Raw genomic sequence first — 17,718 nt, 5'->3', positions numbered from 1 at the left:
TTTGTCAAGAAATCCGTTTTGTTTTAAATGTATTTGAACTAAAAAGGTTAATATGAAAAAATCAATAACCCTACTTTTTTTATTTTTTACCCTTGTCTTTGTAAACGCTCAAGGTGTTAAGACTTCAGTGAAAAAAGCACAAAAACCAACTGCTGCTGAGTTAAGAGATTCGGTTTTAAGGAAGCATCCTTCAGTTGTTGAGAAAAAAGGAGTTGTAAAAGATACTTTTTTTAATGAAATTCCAGTTACAAAGTTAAGACTATATAAAAAAAGTGTACATGCATCTTATTATGCGGATAAGTTTAATGGAAGAAGGACTACAAGTGGGGTAAGATTTAGCAATAATGAATATACAGCCGCACATAAAAAATTTCCTTTTGGTACCAAATTGAAAATTACTAATGAAGCCAATGGAAAATCAGTAATTGTTGAGGTTATAGATAGGGGGCCTTTTGTACGATCAAGAGAAATTGATTTGACAAAAAGGGCTTATATGGAAATTGCAAAAAATAAAGGATCGGGTTCTATGATCGTAACAATTGAAGAAGTAGTGAAATAAATCACCAGTTTTTAAAAGGATTTTTACTTAAATAAGAATTGTAGTAACGCTTGTCGTTGGTTACTTCTTTACCTAACCATTGTGGTTTTTCAAATGATTCGGTTTCTGATTCAAGTTCAATTTCGGCCATTTCTAAACCTTCATTTTCCCCGTAAAATTCATCAACTTCATAGATGTGATTTCCTATTTTTACTTCAAATCGGGTTTTGTCGATTATTCCTTTTTCGCAAAGCAATAATAAATTTTTAGCTTCATCCACCGGAATTTCTTTTTCCCATTCAAAACGCGACATACCAGTAGTGTTTGAACTACCTTTTATAGTTAAATAGGCCTTGTTTTCTTTTATTCTGATACGTACTGTGCGCTCAGGATTAGAATTTAAATAACCTTGAATAATGCGTTTTTGGGAAAAAGCTCCTTTTTTATACGCATCTGAAGTCACTAAAAATTTTCGTTCGATTTCTAACATTTCCAATTAAAATTTTAAAGTCTAAAGGTAGATTATTCTTTGATAATTTTAATGTTTGTGGCGAATCAGTATGAGAAATTTTTAAGAATATGAAAAGGGATGTTTTTTGATATATGTATAATATGGTTTTTTTACTTTTTAGTCCATTTTGCTTATAAAAATGGAAGGTTACATTTTTTTATATTATTTATTTTTTATGAATATGTTTATGGAATTTAATTTACCGATTTGTATTTTTACATAAAACAGCAATTTATGCGATTAATAAAAGCAAAGATAAAACCCACTTTTGTACAGCGAATAACTCGTTTTTTTGAAGGAAGTTCTAATTGGCTTGAAGAGAAAAATAATCTGGAGCCTTTAGTAGAGCTAATTCAGTTAATCCGACCTTTAAAACTAAAAGGTTTGGAAGAAGTGAACTTGTCAGAGTTGATATCTTTTTTAAAAGAGAATCCTTCAGTAACAAAGGAGTTGTCTGTTTATTTGAAAGAAATTCTAAGCAATAGGAAGTTTAATAAGATTTTTTCTGACGCTGCAATTTTGCAGGATGTGGATTTTATATTTGAAGTAAAAAAAAGAATTCTGGCTAAAATTTTACCTTATCAGCCTCAAAAAGATACTTTAGAATATGTTCTTAATCAGGTATTTTATTTAGCAACTGATAGTGTTTGGATTGCTAAAATACCCAAAGAACAATTAGAGGAATTATATGATCTTCTGGAGTTTGAATCGATATATGGAAGCGTTGCACCTAATTCTGCTTTGTCTGAAGTGTTGATAGCTATGCACTTAATTACTCAACGAATTAGTGGTCGGGCTATGGAGACCGATGTGATTAAGATGGTTCCTGAATTTGATAATTTGGAAAGTCCCTTCTCGGCATTTGAAAAAGAATTGTTTTTAATTGAGGATGAAATTGTAAAATCAGAGCATCACTTTATTGTTTCAGGCGATTTGTCTTTAGCGCATCTTTTGGTTTTATTGAAACATTGTGAGGACTTTGTTGAGAAAGCATTTAGAAATAGTTCTAAATATGGAATTTCACTGAGGGTAAATCAAAATTTATTAAAAATTAGGCAACAACTCGAGCGGCTTAAATTTCTTATTTCGCTTTTGAAAGTAGAAGATGAAAAAGATGTAAAGACCAATGGAATTGAAATGGCTTTGCAATTAATACAATTTAATTGCTATAAAAATAATGTCAGAAAGTTTATTGCCGAAAGCATTCAATTGATTTCATATGAAATTACGCAGCATACAGCAAAAACAGGTGAAAAATATATTACTGAAAGTAGAAAGGAGTATTTCAAAATGTTTTGGAATGCACTTGGAGGTGGATTTATAGTTGGGATTTTATGTATTATTAAAGTCTTATTAGCAAAAGTTGACACTAGTATTTTTGGTCATGCTTTTCTTTACAGTATGAATTACGCTTTTGGTTTTATTGCTATTTATATTTTAGGATTTACTTTGGCAACTAAACAACCTGCAATGACGGCGTCTGCATTGATAAAAGCTTTAGAGGAAGGGGAGTCAAAGCATGGGAAGAAAACGGAAAAATATAATGCTTTTGCGATCCTTTTTGCTCGTGTTTTTCGATCTCAATTTATAGCATTTGTGGGGAATGTGATTATGGCTTTTCCCATTTCATTATTGGGTATCTGGCTTATTGATTATAGTCTTGATTACAATATCGCTGCCGCAAAATGGGATAAACTAATTACTGATTTGAGTCCGGTTCATTCCTTGGCCATTTTTCACGCTGCAATAGCCGGAGTATTCTTGTTTTTATCCGGAATTATTTCAGGGAGTGTTACCAACAGAGATAAACATAATCAGGTTTATTTTCGTATTGCCGAACACCCATTATTAAAAAAGAGTATTGGTAAACTGCGTACACAAAAATTAGCTGATTTATATGAGAAAAAATGGGCTGGTACTATTTCTAATTTTTGGTTTGGTGTTTTCATGGGGAGTACTTCATCAATTGGTATTTTTTTAGGATTGAATTTGGATATACGACATATAACATTTGCAAGCGGTAATCTGGCTTTGGGTTTGTATGGAGCTAATTATGAGGTGAGTGATGTGATGTTGTTTTGGGGTGTTATAGGAATAGGAGTCATAGGATTAGTCAATTTTATGATGAGTTTTAGTCTTTCTTTAGGATTAGCTTTTAGATCTCGAGCAATACCATTAGGAGAATTACGTTTTGTAACAGCTTCTATTTGGAATCATTTTAAGTCTAAGCCTTTTAGTTTCTTTTTTCCAACAGAGAGAAAAATAAAATCGGCAGTGGTTGAAAATTATTTGCAGGCAGAAAAAGATAAATAGAGTATTTTATACTTTTGTTTAAGATGCCTGAACTTAATCCACATAGAAAGATTATACATATTGACATGGATGCTTTTTTTGCATCGGTGGAGCAAATGGATAATCCTGAACTTCGCGGAAAACCGATTGCAGTTGGAGGTTCAGAAAACAGAGGTGTTGTTGCTGCGGCGAGTTATGAGGCAAGAAAATTTGGTGTTCGAAGTGCTATTAGCGGAGTTCTTGCAAAAAAATATTGTCCTGAACTTATTTTTGTGCGTCCACGATTTGAACGTTATAAGGAAATTTCAAATCAAATTCATAAAATTTTCCGAGACTATACTGATTTGATCGAACCATTGTCACTTGATGAGGCTTATCTTGATGTTACTCAAAATAAAAAAGGAAATCCCAGTGCGAGTTTATTGGCTCAGGAAATTAGAAATCGCATTTTTAATGAAGTAGGATTGACGGCTTCGGCAGGAATTTCGATCAATAAATTTGTGGCCAAAATTGCCAGCGATTACAATAAACCTAATGGTCAAAAAACAGTTACGCCAGACGAAGTAATCCCGTTTTTAGAAAATTTACCTATTAGAAAATTTTATGGTGTAGGTAAAGTGACAACTGAGAAAATGTATCAATTGGGAATTTTTACGGGATTAGAATTGAAAAGTAAATCATTAGAGTTTTTAGAAAAACACTTTGGGAAGTCTGGAAGTTATTATTACTATGTTGTTAGAGGAATTCATAATAGTGAAGTAAAATCCAGCAGAATTACAAAGTCAGTTGCTGCCGAACATACTTTTGACGTAAATCTTTCTTCAGAGGTTTTCATGTTGGAAAAATTAGAACTTATAGCCAATAGTTTAGAAAGAAGGCTAAAAAAGCATAATGTTTCCGGAAAGACGGTAACACTAAAGATTAAATACAGCGATTTTACACAGCAAACCCGAAGTAAAACTTTGCCGTATTTTATAGCTGACAAAGGATTGATTTTTGAAACCGTAAAAGAATTATTATATCAGGAGCGCTTGAAGGATTCTGTTCGTTTATTAGGGATTTCAATGAGCAGTTTAAATACAGAAGTTAAAAAAGCTGTAGTTGCAGTTCAGTTAAAATTTAATTTTTAGTAAAAAGAAAACCCTTCTTTTTGAGAAGGGCTTGCGTAGATTTTATAGTCTAAAAATTAATCTTTACTAGATAGTTTTGAAAGTAATCTTAAGAATTCAACATATAACCAAACTAAGGTAATCATCAATCCCATTGCTCCAAACCATTCCATGTATTTAGGCATTCTTTGTTTAGCACCTTCTTCTATACGGTCAAAATCTAAGAATAAATTTAAAGCAGCAATTACAATTACAAAAACACTAATTCCGATACTCCATAATGAGTTTCCGTAATGTACAGGCTGATAACTTGTAAACATTGAAAATAACCACGAAATAAGGTAATAAGTAGCAATGGCCAATGTAGCGGCCAAAACAACTGATTTGAATTGTTCAGTTACTTTTACAATTTGGTATTTATACAGTCCTAAACATACTGCGAATGTAGCAAAAGTAGCTCCTACAGCCTGAATAACAATTCCTGGATAACGAACTTCGAAAATGGCTGAAAGCCCTCCAATAAATAGTCCTTCAAAAACGGCATAACCTGGAGCTAAATAACCTGAATATTGTGGTTTGAATACTGAAATAAGAACTAAAATAAAACCAATAATAGCTCCGCCAATTGTTGGAACAATTGGATTCATTCCATTAAAAGTCATCCACCACGTAATCATAGCAGCGGCTGTAAGTAATAAAAACAATAAAATTGTTTTGTTTATAGTGCCAGAAATGGTCATCTGCTGTTCGTAACCTATAACGGTAGCTTCATGAACTTGTTCAGCTCTTGATGTAGGAGAAAAGCTTTTATTGTTTAAAAAAGGATTTTTTGATTTGAATTCCATAGTACAATGTGTTTTATGTTAGTCAAATATAAATCATATTTTTTAATGAACTTGTATAATTCTTCTTAATTTTTAGAAGTAAGTGTCGCTCTCATTTTTTATTTTGTAAACAAAAACAGAAAACTTTATAAAAAAAATCCGTCCCGATGGCTATCGAGACGGATTTCGGTATAAATCTATTCTTTTTAGATGATTTCAGATACTCTTAAGGTGTTTACCATACCTTTATCTTTAATTGGCATCGAAGCTAAGTTGATGATATAGTCTCCAGTTGCTACATGTCCTTTTTCTTTAGCGATATTATTAATATCTGTTACTGTTGTATCCGTACTTTCTTCTTTGTCATAGAAATAAGTTCTAACACCCCATAATAAACTCAATTGAGTAAGGATTCTTGTATTAGAAGTAAATACTAAAATCTCAGCAGTGCTTGGTCTCCAAGCTGATAATTGGAATGCTGTGTAACCACTGTTAGTCATTGTAGAAATAGCTTTTGCTTCAATAGAGTTAGCCATAACTGCAGCATGACGACAAATAGTTTTAGTGATAAAACGGTTTGTTTTAATTTGTGGTGTATTTTGTGGAACTTGAATTAATGAAGAGTTTTCTACTGCTTCACAAATTTGAGTCATTTTTTGAATTACTTGTACAGGGTAATTTCCAGCAGCAGTTTCTCCAGAAAGCATTACTGCGTCAGCACCGTCCATTACAGAGTTTGCTACGTCATTTACTTCAGCTCTTGTTGGAGTTAAGCTGGTAATCATTGTTTCCATCATTTGGGTAGCCACAATTACTGGAATACGAGCTGTTTTAGCTCTGCGAATCAAGTCTTTTTGTACCAATGGAACTTCATGAGCAGGTAATTCTACTCCAAGGTCTCCACGAGCAACCATCAAAGCATCACAGTAAGCTACAATTTTATCCATGTTTTCTAATGCTTCAGGCATTTCGATTTTAGCAACAATTGGAATTTTGTATTCAGAATGTTCAGCAATTAATTCTTGTAAATCTTGTAAGTCACGTGGTGTTTTTACAAAAGAAAGTGCGATCCAGTCTACTTTTTGGCTAATAGCAAAAATGGCGTCTGCGATATCTTTTTCAGTTAATGCAGGAAGTGAAATTTTTGTATTAGGAAGATTAACTCCTTTTTTAGACTTTAATTCTCCACCCTGAATTACTTTAGCAACTACTTCTGTTTTTTTGTCAGTTGAAACGATTTCGAAAATTAATTTTCCGTCATCAAGTAAGATTCTTTCACCTGGATTTACATCGTTAGGAAAGTTTTGATATTTCATGAAAACTCTTTCAGCAGTACCAATGATGTCTTCGGCTGTGGTAAATGTGATTAAATCACCATCATTAACAACAACACCGTCATTCATAACCCCAACACGAAGTTTTGGTCCTTGTAAGTCTGCTAATATGGCTGTAGTATAACCGAATTCAGCATTTAAATCACGGATGATTTTGATTCTGTTTTCTACATCAGTGTAATCAGCATGAGAAAAGTTAATTCTGAATACATTTACACCTGCTTCAACCATATCTTTTATGATTTCTCTGGTTCCGCAAGCAGGTCCAAGGGTCGCCACAATTTTAGTTTTCTTGTTTGTTGTAATCATTTGCATTAAAAAATTAGATTGTTTTTAGATTTTATTTGTTTTGTTTCAACGGTATAGACCGTTGTGATGTTATCTATAGTATTTAATATTGTTTTTATTTGATTGACATCTATATTGTCATCGGTATTTTCTATTTTTAAAAAATAATCGGCTTTTTTAAATTCTGGAAGTAAGTATACTTTTGTTGAAATGTTCTCACTTGTATCTGAAAATAAATTTTGTATTTCCTGATTTTTTTCTGAAACTACTTCATTGATATTTTGAACTAAATTCCATGCAACTGTATTTTCTTCGTCATAAAAATAAAACCTTGAGAATTTTGTTTCACCTTCTTTGATGTTGATTTGAACTTCATCTTTGCTTTTAGCTAGATTTATTGGAAGTTTCTGATTGATAAAATATGCCAATCTGTAATCTTCTAAAGATGTGTGAATTGCGATAAGATTATAGTCAATTTCATCAAATTCATCAAGACTTAATTTATGAACAGCCATCTTCATTAAAAATAAAGATGTAAATATACTATTTCTGACGAAGTATAAGTGTTGAAAACATGATGAATTCGTTAAATTTGAAACGAAAACGTTATAGCTTAATAGAATTTAATGCTATTTTTTGTTCATTTTTTCCTGAAAAGCAAAATAAGCACGTTGAGATGCTTTTTCTTCGGCTTTCTTTTTAGAAGTTGCTCTTGCTTTTGCGACTACTTTTTCATCAATACTCAATTTGACCCCAAAAAGGCGTTGACCATCTATTGCGTTGTCTTCGAATATGTCATAATGAAATATTCTTTTTTCTTTTTGACACCATTCAATAATTAAACTTTTGTAGCTGATTACTTTTCCTTCAAGTCTTGGAATGTCGACATAAGGAATGATTACTTTTTTTTGAATAAATCTTTCACAAAATGGATAGCCTTTGTCAAGATAGATAGCGCCTATAAGTGATTCAAAAATATTACCGTGTATATTTTCGCCAAAATGTTGTACTGGGACTTTGCTGTCAACAAAACGGATAAGGTCTAAGTCTTTTCCTAGTTCATTAAGATGTTCTCTGCTTACTATTTTAGAACGCATTTTTGTTAGGTAGCCTTCGTCTCCGTGTGGTACTTCGTTAAATAGATGAGCAGCAATTACTGAACTAAGCATTGCATCGCCCAAAAACTCTAATCGTTCATAACTTATAGGATTTCCGTTTGAATCTGTTTTACCTGAAGAGCGGTGTGTAAAGGCTTTATGATAATGGTTTAGTTCCTTTGGTGGAAAACCAAGTATTTTTTGAATAGCTTCAAAAAAAATCCCGTCTTCTTGAGAACGGGATTTTGTGAATATTTTTTTGAATATACTCATAGTATAAAATTAGAATCCTAATTTTTTTACTAATACACAAGCATTGTGACCTCCAAAACCGAAAGTATTACTCATCACGATATTCATGTCTCTTTTTTGAGCAGTGTTAAACGTGAAGTTTAATTTAGAATCGATTTTTTCATCATCTGTGAAATGATTAATTGTAGGAGGAACTATTCCGTGTTTAATTGAAAGAATAGCAGAAATCGTTTCGATTGCTCCTGCGGCTCCTAACAAGTGACCCGTCATAGATTTAGTTGAATTTAAATTCATGGTATAAGCGTGTTCTCCAAAAACTTGCTCAATAGCTTTGCTTTCAGCCATGTCTCCAAGAGGTGTTGAAGTTCCGTGCATATTTACTCCGTCAACATCAGTTGGTTTTAGACCAGCATCTCGTAGACAGTTTAACATTACGTTTCTAGCACCTAATCCTTCAGGATGAGGAGCGGTAATATGATGCGCATCAGCCGACATACCTCCACCGCCAATTTCGCAATAGATTTTAGCACCACGTGCAATAGCGTGTTCGTATTCTTCTAAAATTAACGCCCCTGCACCTTCACCAAGTACAAAACCATCTCTGTCTTTGTCCATAGGTCTTGAAGCTGTTTTTGGGTCATCATTTCGAGTTGATAATGCGTGAAGTGCATTAAATCCTCCCATACCTGCAATGGTTACTGCGGCTTCAGAACCTCCTGTTACCATAACATCTGCATGACCTAGACGAATGTAGTTGAATGCATCAATAATAGCGTTTGTAGAAGAAGCACAGGCTGATACGGTTCCGAAGTTTGGACCTCTAAAACCATATTTAATTGAAATGTGTCCACAGGCAATATCACCAATCATTTTTGGGATAAAGAATGGGTTGAATTTTGGGGTACCGTCTCCGGCGGAGTAGTTTAGCATCTCAATTTGAAAAGTTTCTAAACCTCCAATACCTGATCCCCAAATAACACCTGCTCTGTCAACATCAATTTTATCTAAATCAAAATTAGCATCATTCATTGCCTCAGTTGCAGAAACTACAGCATATTGAGTGAAACGATCCATTTTTCGAGCTTCCTTACGATCTATAAAATCTTCAACATTGAAGTTTTTTAATTCGCAAGCAAACTGAGTTTTGAATTTTGACGCGTCAAAATAAGTGATTGGTGCAGCCCCGCTAACTCCGTTAATTAGACCATTCCAATACTCTTCAATATTGTTACCAATAGGAGTAAGAGCACCTAGACCTGTTACAACAACTCGTCTTAATACCATATATTTTGTATTTTGTTATCTTTAAACAAACAAAACCCACGCTTTCTTTTGTGTTTTACCTAAGAGCCATGGGTGCTGTATTATGTATAATGGATTGAAAATCAATCTTAATTTTAATTTTAAAAAATAATAACACCCGATTTATAGATTATATAATCGGGTGTGTATGTATTATTTTTTTGCTTCTTCGATGTAAGAGATAGCTTGACCAACAGTAGCAATGTTTTCAGCTTGATCGTCTGGAATTTGAATGTCAAATTCTTTTTCGAATTCCATAATAAGCTCAACAGTGTCTAATGAGTCAGCTCCTAAATCATTAGTGAAGCTTGCTTCTGTTACAACTTCGTTTTCGTCAACGCCTAATTTGTCTACGATAATCGCTTTTACTCTTGATGCAATGTCTGACATAATCTTTAATTTTAGAATTTAATTTTGTGGCAAAAATAAAAAACTTTATTTTAAAACCACTATTAAGTTGATAAATGTGACATCTAAATTAGAAAATAATTTTTAACAAAGAGTTATTAAAGCTATTTTGTTTCGTTTTTTATTCTTTTTTTTGTGTGACTTAAACTAAATAAAATATGAAAAAAATTGTTGTTTTTGCTTCTGGATCCGGTACTAATGCTGAAAATATTATAAAACATTTTAAAGGAAGTGCTGTAGCTGATGTTGTAGGGGTTTTTACAAATAATGCGAATGCTAAAGTTATTGACAGAGCAAAAAATAATGATGTTCCTGTTGAAGTATTTTCTAAAAGTGAACTATATGAAAGTGGTTTTTTACAAAAAATAGAAGTAATCAATCCTGATTTAATCGTTTTGGCAGGTTTCTTATTGAAATTCCCTGATAGATTAATAGAGGTTTATCCGAATAAGATTATAAATATTCATCCTGCATTATTGCCTAAATATGGTGGTAAAGGGATGTATGGAATGTATGTGCATAATGCGGTAGTAGAAAATAAAGAGAAAGAATCAGGAATTACGATTCATTATGTTAATGAAAATTATGACGAAGGAGCAATAATTTTTCAAAAAAGTGTTGTTGTATTGGGGACGGATACTCCAGAGGTGGTAGCTGAGAAAATCCACGAATTAGAGCAAAAATATTTTCCAGGTGTAATAGAGGATTTGTTGAAAGCTTAAAATTTGAAATTGGATTATCAGGTACATATATATACAGACGGTGCTGCAAAGGGAAATCCAGGTCCAGGAGGTTATGGGGTTGTTATGGAATTAGTAGGAACTGCTCATCGAAAAGAATTTTATGAGGGTTTTCGATATACTACTAATAATAGAATGGAATTGCTGGCAGTGATTGTAGGACTTGAAAAATTAAAAAACCCAAACATGAAAGTGTTGGTGGTTTCGGATTCTAAGTATGTTGTTGATTCAGTAGTTAAGAAATGGGTTCTTGGGTGGGAGAAAAAGGCTTTTGCTGGAAGGAAAAACGCTGATTTGTGGAAGCGATTTTTAATTGTTTATCGAAAACATCAGGTAGATTTTAAATGGATAAAAGGCCATAATAATCATCCTCAAAATGAACGTTGTGATGCATTAGCTGTTTTTGCCTCTAGTCAAAAGAGTTTGTCGATTGATGCTTTTTATGAAAATGAAGAGGGGAAAATTTTGTGATAATTTTGTCGATTTTAACTTTTGCAACTTTGCAACATATAAATTATCTTTGCATCTTTAATTTGAAATTCATAAAATGAATAAATTATTGATTGTTGGAACTGTTGCTTTCGACGCAATTGAAACCCCTTTCGGAAAAACCGATAAAATTTTAGGTGGAGCGGGAACTTACATTGGACTTTCAGCAGCTTTTTTCAACCTGCAATCAGCTATTGTCTCTGTTGTTGGAGATGATTTTCCTCAAGAATATATTGATTTATTGACTGATAGAAATATTGATATTTCTGGGCTAGAAGTTGTAAAAGGTGGTAAAACCTTCTTCTGGAGTGGGCGTTATCATAATGACTTGAATTCAAGAGATACTTTAGTTACTGAATTAAATACCTTGGCTGATTTTCAGCCAAAAGTTCCTGAAAATTTTAAAAATGCTGATGTGGTGATGTTAGGTAACTTACATCCAATAGTTCAAAGCAGTGTTTTGGATCAATTAGAAAGTAAGCCAAAGTTAGTAGTTCTTGATACGATGAATTTTTGGATGGATTGCGCTTTGTCTGAGTTGTTAGATGTAATTAAACGTGTCGACGTGATTACTGTTAATGATGAAGAAGCAAGACAACTTTCAGGAGAATATTCTCTAGTAAAAGCTGCTGCAAAAATTCAGGCTATGGGACCTGAATATGTGGTGATTAAAAAAGGAGAGCATGGTGCTTTATTGTTTCATGGAAACAATGTGTTTTTTGCTCCAGCTTTACCATTAGAAGAAGTTTTTGATCCTACTGGAGCAGGAGATACTTTTGCGGGAGGTTTTGCTGGATTTATTGCTCAAAGTGAAAATGTTTCTTTTGAGAATATGAAAAATGCAATAATTTATGGTTCAAATTTAGCTTCCTTTTGCGTTGAAAAATTTGGAACAGAACGAATGCTTAGTTTAGAAAAAGAAGAGGTTGTGTCACGATTAAAGCAATTTAAATCATTAACACAATTTGATATAGAATTATAATGCTTTAAAGCCTCGGGAACGAGGCTTTTTTCGTTCAATATCTAAAAAGATTGGATTTTCTTAATTTAGATTAACAAAGAACAAGCTGAGAAATATAGAATTTTGTAATTCTAAAAATAATAAAGTAAGCTTTAGAAATAAAGTTTTAAAAACAGGATAACACAACAAAACAAATACAACTACAATGAGCGATGCTTTAAAACATGAATGTGGAATAGCTTTAGTTAGATTACTGAAACCGCTTGAATTTTACAAAGAGAAGTACGGTTCTGCTTTTTATGGGATACAAAAAATGTATCTAATGATGGAAAAGCAGCATAATCGTGGGCAGGATGGTGCTGGTTTTGCTAGTATTAAATTAGATGTAGAACCAGGTGAGAGATATATTAGTAGAGTTCGTTCTAATCAGTCTCAGCCAATTCAGGATGTTTTTTCTCAGATCAATGAAAGAATAAATGAGGAGATGACTACTAATCCGGAGTATGCTGAAGATGTTGCGGCTCAAAAAAAGAATATTCCTTATATCGGTGAGTTGTTTTTAGGTCATGTGCGTTACGGTACTTTTGGTAAAAATAGTATTGAAAGTGTGCACCCATTTTTGAGACAAAGTAACTGGATGCATCGTAATTTGATTTTGGCAGGTAACTTTAATATGACGAATGTTAAAGAGCTTTTTCAAAATTTAGTTGAGTTAGGGCAGCATCCAAAGGAAATGGCTGATACGGTTACTGTAATGGAGAAAATTGGTCACTTCTTAGATAAAGAAGTTATGCAGTTGTATCAGGATTGTAAAGCAGAAGGTTATTCAAAACAAGAAGCTTCTCCTGTTATTGCAGAGCGATTAGATGTTGCTAAAATTTTAGCGCGTTCGGCTAAAAATTTAGATGGAGGATATGCTATGGCTGGTTTGTTAGGTCATGGAGATGCGTTTGTATTTAGAGATCCTGCAGGAATTCGTCCGGCATATTTTTACCAAGATGATGAAGTTGTTGTAGTGGCTTCAGAGAGACCAGTAATTCAAACAGTTTTCAATGTTCCTTTTGATAAAGTAAAAGAAATTGATCCGGGAAGTGCTTTAATTATTAAGAAGAACGGAGTGGTTTCGATGAAAGAAATTTTAACTCCAACAGTTAAAAAAGCTTGTTCTTTTGAGCGTATTTATTTCTCACGAGGAAGTGATGCTGAAATTTATCAGGAAAGAAAGAATTTGGGAAAATTAATCTTGCCTGCAGTTTTAAATGCTATTGATCAAGATACAGATAATACAGTATTCTCATATATTCCTAATACTGCTGAGACTTCTTTCTTTGGATTAGTTGAAGCGGCTCAGGATTTCTTAAATCAAAGAAAAAATAATTACATTTTAGAAAACAGAAATATTTTAACAGCAGAAACTCTAAAAGAGTTGTTAGAGGTTAAAATTAGAACTGAAAAAGTAGCTATCAAAGATGCGAAGCTAAGAACATTTATTACTGCTGATGATAGTCGTGATGATTTAGTGGCTCACGTATATGATGTGACTTATGGTGTTATTAAGCCAGAAGATAATCTTGTAATTATTGATGATAGTATTGTTAGGGGAACAACTCTTAAAAAGAGTATTATTAAGATGATGGATCGTTTAAATCCTAAACGTATTGTTATTGTTTCTTCGGCACCACAAATTCGTTATCCGGATTGTTATGGAATTGATATGGCTAAGTTAGAAGGTTTAGTTGCTTTTAGAGCTGCTTTAGATCTTTTGAAAGAAAGAAACTTATATCATATTGTTGATGAAGTTTATGCTAAATGTAAAGCGCAGGAAGACTTTAAAGATGTGGATGTGGTGAATTATGTTACGGCTATTTATGAGCCATTTACTGATCAGGAAATTTCAGATAAAATTGCTGAGATGTTAAGTTCTCCTGAGATAAAAGCAGAAGTAAAAATTATTTTCCAAACAGTGGCAGATTTACATGTGGCTTGTCCTAAAAATTTAGGAGATTGGTATTTTACCGGAGATTATCCTACGCCAGGAGGAAATAGAGTTGTAAACCGAGCTTTCATGAATTTTTACGAAGGTAAGGATGCTAGAGCTTATTAAAAGGTAAATTAAGTTATTTATCGGTTTTTTAGGTTGTTTGTCTTAAATATTTGTTATTAAATAATAACTGGAATACATTTGATATACCATAATATTAGTAGGTTAAGTTTATGGTAGATTTGGGGCAAAAAAGGTGGAAGTAATTCCACCTTTTTTATTTTAGAAAATTTCCAATTAAGAAATATGTTTTGAGCTTTGAAGCAAAAAAAAGACTAACAATTGTTAGTCTTTTTTTGTATTCTGATTTTTTAAACTATTTCTCTGAAGCGTATCTTCTTGCAACTTCTGTCCAGTTAATTACATTGAAAAAAGCTTCAATATAGTCTGGTCTTCTGTTTTGGTAGTTTAAGTAGTAGGCATGTTCCCAAACATCCATTCCTAAGATTGGAGTTCCACCGCAACCTACACCTGGCATTAATGGGTTGTCTTGGTTTGGAGTTCCACAAACGTCTAATTTTCCACCTTCTTGAACACATAACCAAGCCCATCCTGAACCAAATTGTGTTGCTCCAGCTTTAGCAAATTTAGCTTTGAATTCTTCAAATGATCCAAAAGCAGCTTCGATAGCAGCTAATAAATCTCCAGTTGGTTGTCCGCCACCATTTGGAGTCATTACAGTCCAGAAAAGATTGTGGTTGTAAAAACCTCCACCGTTGTTACGTACGGCAGCATTTGCCATGTCAAGGTTGATTAAGATGTTTTCAATTGTTTTACCCTCCATATCAGTACCAGCAATTGCAGCATTAAGGTTCGTAGTGTATGCGTTATGGTGCTTTGTGTGGTGGATTTCCATCGTGCGTGCATCGATATGTGGTTCTAGTGCGTCATACGCATAAGGTAATTGAGGTAATTCAAAAGCCATGATATTTTTTGTTTAAGATTTATAAAAATTTATCCAAAAATAAACATTTAAGTTTGGAATCCGAAACACTTGTTCGTTAAATAAATGGAGTAATGAGGTTTTTTGTTATTTTTCAGTTACTTATGATTGAGCCATTGCCATGCAAATAATGCTGATTTTTGCCCCGGGAATTTTTAATAATGCTCTTGAGCAGGCTTCTAGTGTAGCTCCGGTAGTGATGACGTCATCAACAATAATAAAATGTTTATTGTGGTCTTTTTCGTAAAAACGAACATCAAAAATAGTTTCAATTCCTTCTGTTCTTCCAAGTAGATTTTTTTTGGATTGCGTTTTAGAATATATTTTCCGATACAGGATTTTATCGTTGTAGTTTAGGTTAAGTTTTTCCGAAAGTGTTTTTCCAAAATTATGAACTTGGTTGTAGCCTCGTTCTTTGAATTTTTTTGGGTGCAAGGGTACAGGAATTATCTCGTAAGCGTTAAAATGTTTTAGTGTTTCTTTTAATTCATCAGCATACCATTCGCCTAAAAGTGTTCCTATTTCTTCGTGTCCTTTATATTTTAAATTGTGAATCATTTGTTGAACAATCCCTTTTTTATGGAAATAAAGAAAGGCCGAGGCATGTTCGACCGGAATTCGTCCATAAAATTTCTTGAAAGCTTCATTTTCTAAAAGCAAATGATGGTTAGTGATAGGGACGTTGTGTCGGCAAATGCTGCAAATGATTTCTTCGTTAGCTAATAAAATAGCATCACAACCAGAACAGCTTTTGGGAAAGAATAGATTAATGATGCTTTTCAACATAGATAGAATTTTTATTCTAAAAATATAAAAATCAATGCTTCAAACTTTGATTTTTTTCTTTTTTTTAAATTCACTTTTTATATTTTTGCACCACTATGGCAAAACAAGAAGATATTTTTAAGAATGTAGTTTCGCATGCAAAAGAGTATGGATTTATTTTTCCGTCAAGCGAAGTTTACGATGGTTTAAGTGCAGTATATGATTATGCACAAAACGGAGTAGAGTTAAAAAAGAACATCCGTGAGTACTGGTGGAAAGCAATGGTTCAGATGAATGAAAATATTGTTGGGCTTGACGCAGCAATATTAATGCATCCAACCACCTGGAAAGCTTCGGGACATGTTGATGCATTTAACGATCCATTAATTGATAATAAAGATTCGAAAAAACGATATAGAGCTGATGTTTTAATTGAAGATTATGCTGAAAAGCTAAATCAAAAAGCAATTAAAGAGATTGAGAAAGCAAGAGTTCGTTTTGGTGAGGCATTTGATGAGGCCGAATTTGTTGCTACAAATGCTCGCGTAAAAGAATATAAAGCTAAAGAAAGAGAAATTCTCGAAAGAATGGGGCGTTCTTTAGGGAATGAAGATTTAGCTGATGTTAAAGCATTAATTGAAGAATTAGAAATTGCTTGTCCGGAATCAGGTTCAAGAAACTGGACTGAAGTAAAACAGTTTAACTTGATGTTTGGGACTAAATTAGGTGCATCTGCAGATAATGCAATGGACTTATATTTACGTCCGGAAACGGCTCAGGGGATTTTTGTTAACTTTTTAAATGTTCAAAAATCAGGGAGAATGAAAGTCCCTTTTGGAATTGCTCAAACTGGTAAAGCATTCAGAAATGAGATTGTAGCAAGACAATTTATTTTCCGTATGCGTGAGTTTGAACAAATGGAGATGCAATTTTTTGTTCGCCCGGGAGAGGAAATGAAGTGGTATGAGCATTGGAAAGAAACTCGTTTAAAATGGCACTTGTCATTGGGACTTGGAAAAGAGAACTATCGTTACCATGATCACGAAAAATTAGCACACTATGCTAACGCTGCTGCCGATATTGAATTTAATTTCCCTTTTGGATTTAAAGAATTGGAAGGAATTCATTCTCGTACAGACTTTGACTTAAAGGCACACGAACAATATTCGGGTAGAAAATTACAATATTTTGATCCTGAACTGAATGAGAACTATGTTCCTTATGTTGTTGAAACTTCTGTTGGATTAGATAGGATGTTCTTAGCAGTTTTTGCTACTTCTTTAAAAGAAGAAACTCTAGAAGATGGATCTACAAGAACAGTATTGAAATTGCCTGCGGTTTTAGCGCCTACTAAAGCTGCTGTTTTACCATTGGTTAAGAAAGATGGTTTGCCTGAAATTGCGCATCAAATTATTGCTGATTTGAAATGGGATTTCAATGTGGCCTATGATGAAAAAGATGCTGTTGGGCGTCGTTACAGAAGACAAGATGCTCTTGGTACGCCGTTTTGTATTACTGTAGATCATCAAACAATCGAAGATCAAACAGTGACTATCCGTCATAGAGATACCATGAAGCAGGATCGTGTAAAAATTGCTGATTTGAAATCAATTATTGAAAATGAAGTTTCAATGAAAAATTGGTTAATGAAAATGTAAATTTTAATATTTTTAACTAAAAGCTCTCCGTTTTGGAGGGCTTTTTTTGTTTTTTTAAGCATATTTTTAGGATAAATCGCTTGATTGAGATTCGAAAAGTAAGTTTATTTTGTTCTTTGTCGGATTTATTTACTTTTTATCAAATAGTATTGACACTTTATCGATT

The 17,718-nt window shown here is 33.1% G+C and carries 17 protein-coding genes; 8 read left to right on the top strand and 9 right to left on the bottom strand.

The genetic code is table 11. The annotated features are described in order from the left end of the window. The first annotated feature begins 52 nt into the window (after positions 1–52). Positions 53–559 carry a septal ring lytic transglycosylase RlpA family protein gene (locus AAEO59_RS09405; protein ID WP_341700479.1) on the top strand — a complete coding sequence of 169 codons (507 nt, stop codon included), beginning with the start codon at positions 53–55 and terminating at the stop codon, positions 557–559. 1 nt (position 560) lies between these two features. Here AAEO59_RS09405 and AAEO59_RS09400 read toward each other — a convergent pair whose 3' ends face one another. Further along, positions 561–1,028: a CYTH domain-containing protein gene (locus AAEO59_RS09400; RefSeq protein ID WP_341700478.1), complete on the bottom strand. Its 468-nt coding sequence runs from the start codon at positions 1,026–1,028 to the stop codon at positions 561–563. 255 nt (positions 1,029–1,283) lie between these two features. On the opposite strand from AAEO59_RS09400, the gene AAEO59_RS09395 reads away from it, so the two are divergent. After that, a complete protein-coding gene (locus tag AAEO59_RS09395; protein WP_341700477.1) occupies positions 1,284–3,362 on the top strand; it encodes a recombinase in 2,079 nt (692 codons plus the stop codon). Between the two features lie 23 nt (positions 3,363–3,385). Further along, complete coding sequence (gene dinB, locus AAEO59_RS09390; RefSeq protein ID WP_341700476.1) at positions 3,386–4,471, top strand: DNA polymerase IV; 1,086 nt, start codon at positions 3,386–3,388, stop codon at positions 4,469–4,471. A gap of 56 nt (positions 4,472–4,527) precedes the next feature. Here dinB and AAEO59_RS09385 read toward each other — a convergent pair whose 3' ends face one another. The 6 genes from AAEO59_RS09385 to AAEO59_RS09360 form a co-directional block, all read right to left on the bottom strand. Continuing rightward, a complete protein-coding gene (locus AAEO59_RS09385) occupies positions 4,528–5,295 on the bottom strand; it encodes a Bax inhibitor-1/YccA family protein (RefSeq protein ID WP_341700475.1) in 768 nt (255 codons plus the stop codon). Between the two features lie 185 nt (positions 5,296–5,480). After that, positions 5,481–6,914: a pyruvate kinase gene (gene pyk / locus AAEO59_RS09380; RefSeq protein ID WP_341700489.1), complete on the bottom strand. Its 1,434-nt coding sequence runs from the start codon at positions 6,912–6,914 to the stop codon at positions 5,481–5,483. An 8-nt stretch (positions 6,915–6,922) separates the two neighbouring features. Next, positions 6,923–7,411 carry an IPExxxVDY family protein gene (locus AAEO59_RS09375; protein WP_341700474.1) on the bottom strand — a complete coding sequence of 163 codons (489 nt, stop codon included), beginning with the start codon at positions 7,409–7,411 and terminating at the stop codon, positions 6,923–6,925. A gap of 114 nt (positions 7,412–7,525) precedes the next feature. Further along, positions 7,526–8,266, bottom strand: coding sequence for a ribonuclease III (gene rnc / locus AAEO59_RS09370; RefSeq protein ID WP_341700473.1), 741 nt, complete (start codon positions 8,264–8,266; stop codon positions 7,526–7,528). 9 nt (positions 8,267–8,275) lie between these two features. After that, a complete protein-coding gene (gene fabF, locus AAEO59_RS09365; protein ID WP_341700472.1) occupies positions 8,276–9,529 on the bottom strand; it encodes a beta-ketoacyl-ACP synthase II in 1,254 nt (417 codons plus the stop codon). 171 nt (positions 9,530–9,700) lie between these two features. Further along, complete coding sequence (locus AAEO59_RS09360; protein ID WP_007137004.1) at positions 9,701–9,937, bottom strand: acyl carrier protein; 237 nt, start codon at positions 9,935–9,937, stop codon at positions 9,701–9,703. Between the two features lie 176 nt (positions 9,938–10,113). Between AAEO59_RS09360 and purN the strand changes: the two genes are divergently transcribed. The 4 genes from purN to AAEO59_RS09340 all read left to right on the top strand — a co-directional run bounded on the left by purN (position 10,114) and on the right by AAEO59_RS09340 (position 14,249). Beyond that, the gene (gene purN / locus AAEO59_RS09355; protein ID WP_341700471.1) at positions 10,114–10,677 is read left to right on the top strand and encodes a phosphoribosylglycinamide formyltransferase; all 564 of its coding nucleotides are present in this window, start codon (positions 10,114–10,116) and stop codon (positions 10,675–10,677) included. 9 nt (positions 10,678–10,686) lie between these two features. Continuing rightward, on the top strand, positions 10,687–11,166 hold the full coding sequence (rnhA, locus tag AAEO59_RS09350) for a ribonuclease HI (protein WP_341700488.1): 480 nt from the start codon (positions 10,687–10,689) through the stop codon (positions 11,164–11,166). A 76-nt stretch (positions 11,167–11,242) separates the two neighbouring features. Then, positions 11,243–12,166 (top strand): PfkB family carbohydrate kinase, encoded by a 924-nt coding sequence (locus tag AAEO59_RS09345; protein WP_341700470.1) that lies wholly within the window; start codon positions 11,243–11,245, stop codon positions 12,164–12,166. Positions 12,167–12,350: 184 nt separating this feature from the next. Beyond that, positions 12,351–14,249, top strand: a complete 1,899-nt coding sequence (locus tag AAEO59_RS09340) for an amidophosphoribosyltransferase (RefSeq protein WP_341700469.1) — start codon at positions 12,351–12,353, stop codon at positions 14,247–14,249. Positions 14,250–14,502: 253 nt separating this feature from the next. Here AAEO59_RS09340 and AAEO59_RS09335 read toward each other — a convergent pair whose 3' ends face one another. Continuing rightward, a complete protein-coding gene (locus AAEO59_RS09335; RefSeq protein WP_341700468.1) occupies positions 14,503–15,111 on the bottom strand; it encodes a superoxide dismutase in 609 nt (202 codons plus the stop codon). A gap of 120 nt (positions 15,112–15,231) precedes the next feature. After that, positions 15,232–15,915, bottom strand: a complete 684-nt coding sequence (locus tag AAEO59_RS09330; protein WP_341700467.1) for a ComF family protein — start codon at positions 15,913–15,915, stop codon at positions 15,232–15,234. Between the two features lie 95 nt (positions 15,916–16,010). Here AAEO59_RS09330 and AAEO59_RS09325 point away from each other — a divergent pair, with 95 nt between their 5' ends. Further along, positions 16,011–17,552: a glycine--tRNA ligase gene (locus AAEO59_RS09325; protein ID WP_341700466.1), complete on the top strand. Its 1,542-nt coding sequence runs from the start codon at positions 16,011–16,013 to the stop codon at positions 17,550–17,552. Positions 17,553–17,718 lie beyond the last annotated feature (166 nt).

Source organism: Flavobacterium flavipallidum, assembly GCF_038289905.1.
Taxonomy (GTDB): Bacteria; Bacteroidota; Bacteroidia; order Flavobacteriales; family Flavobacteriaceae; genus Flavobacterium; species Flavobacterium flavipallidum.
Note: the sequence above shows the minus strand (reverse complement) of the source record. Positions and strands in the feature narration are given on the sequence as shown.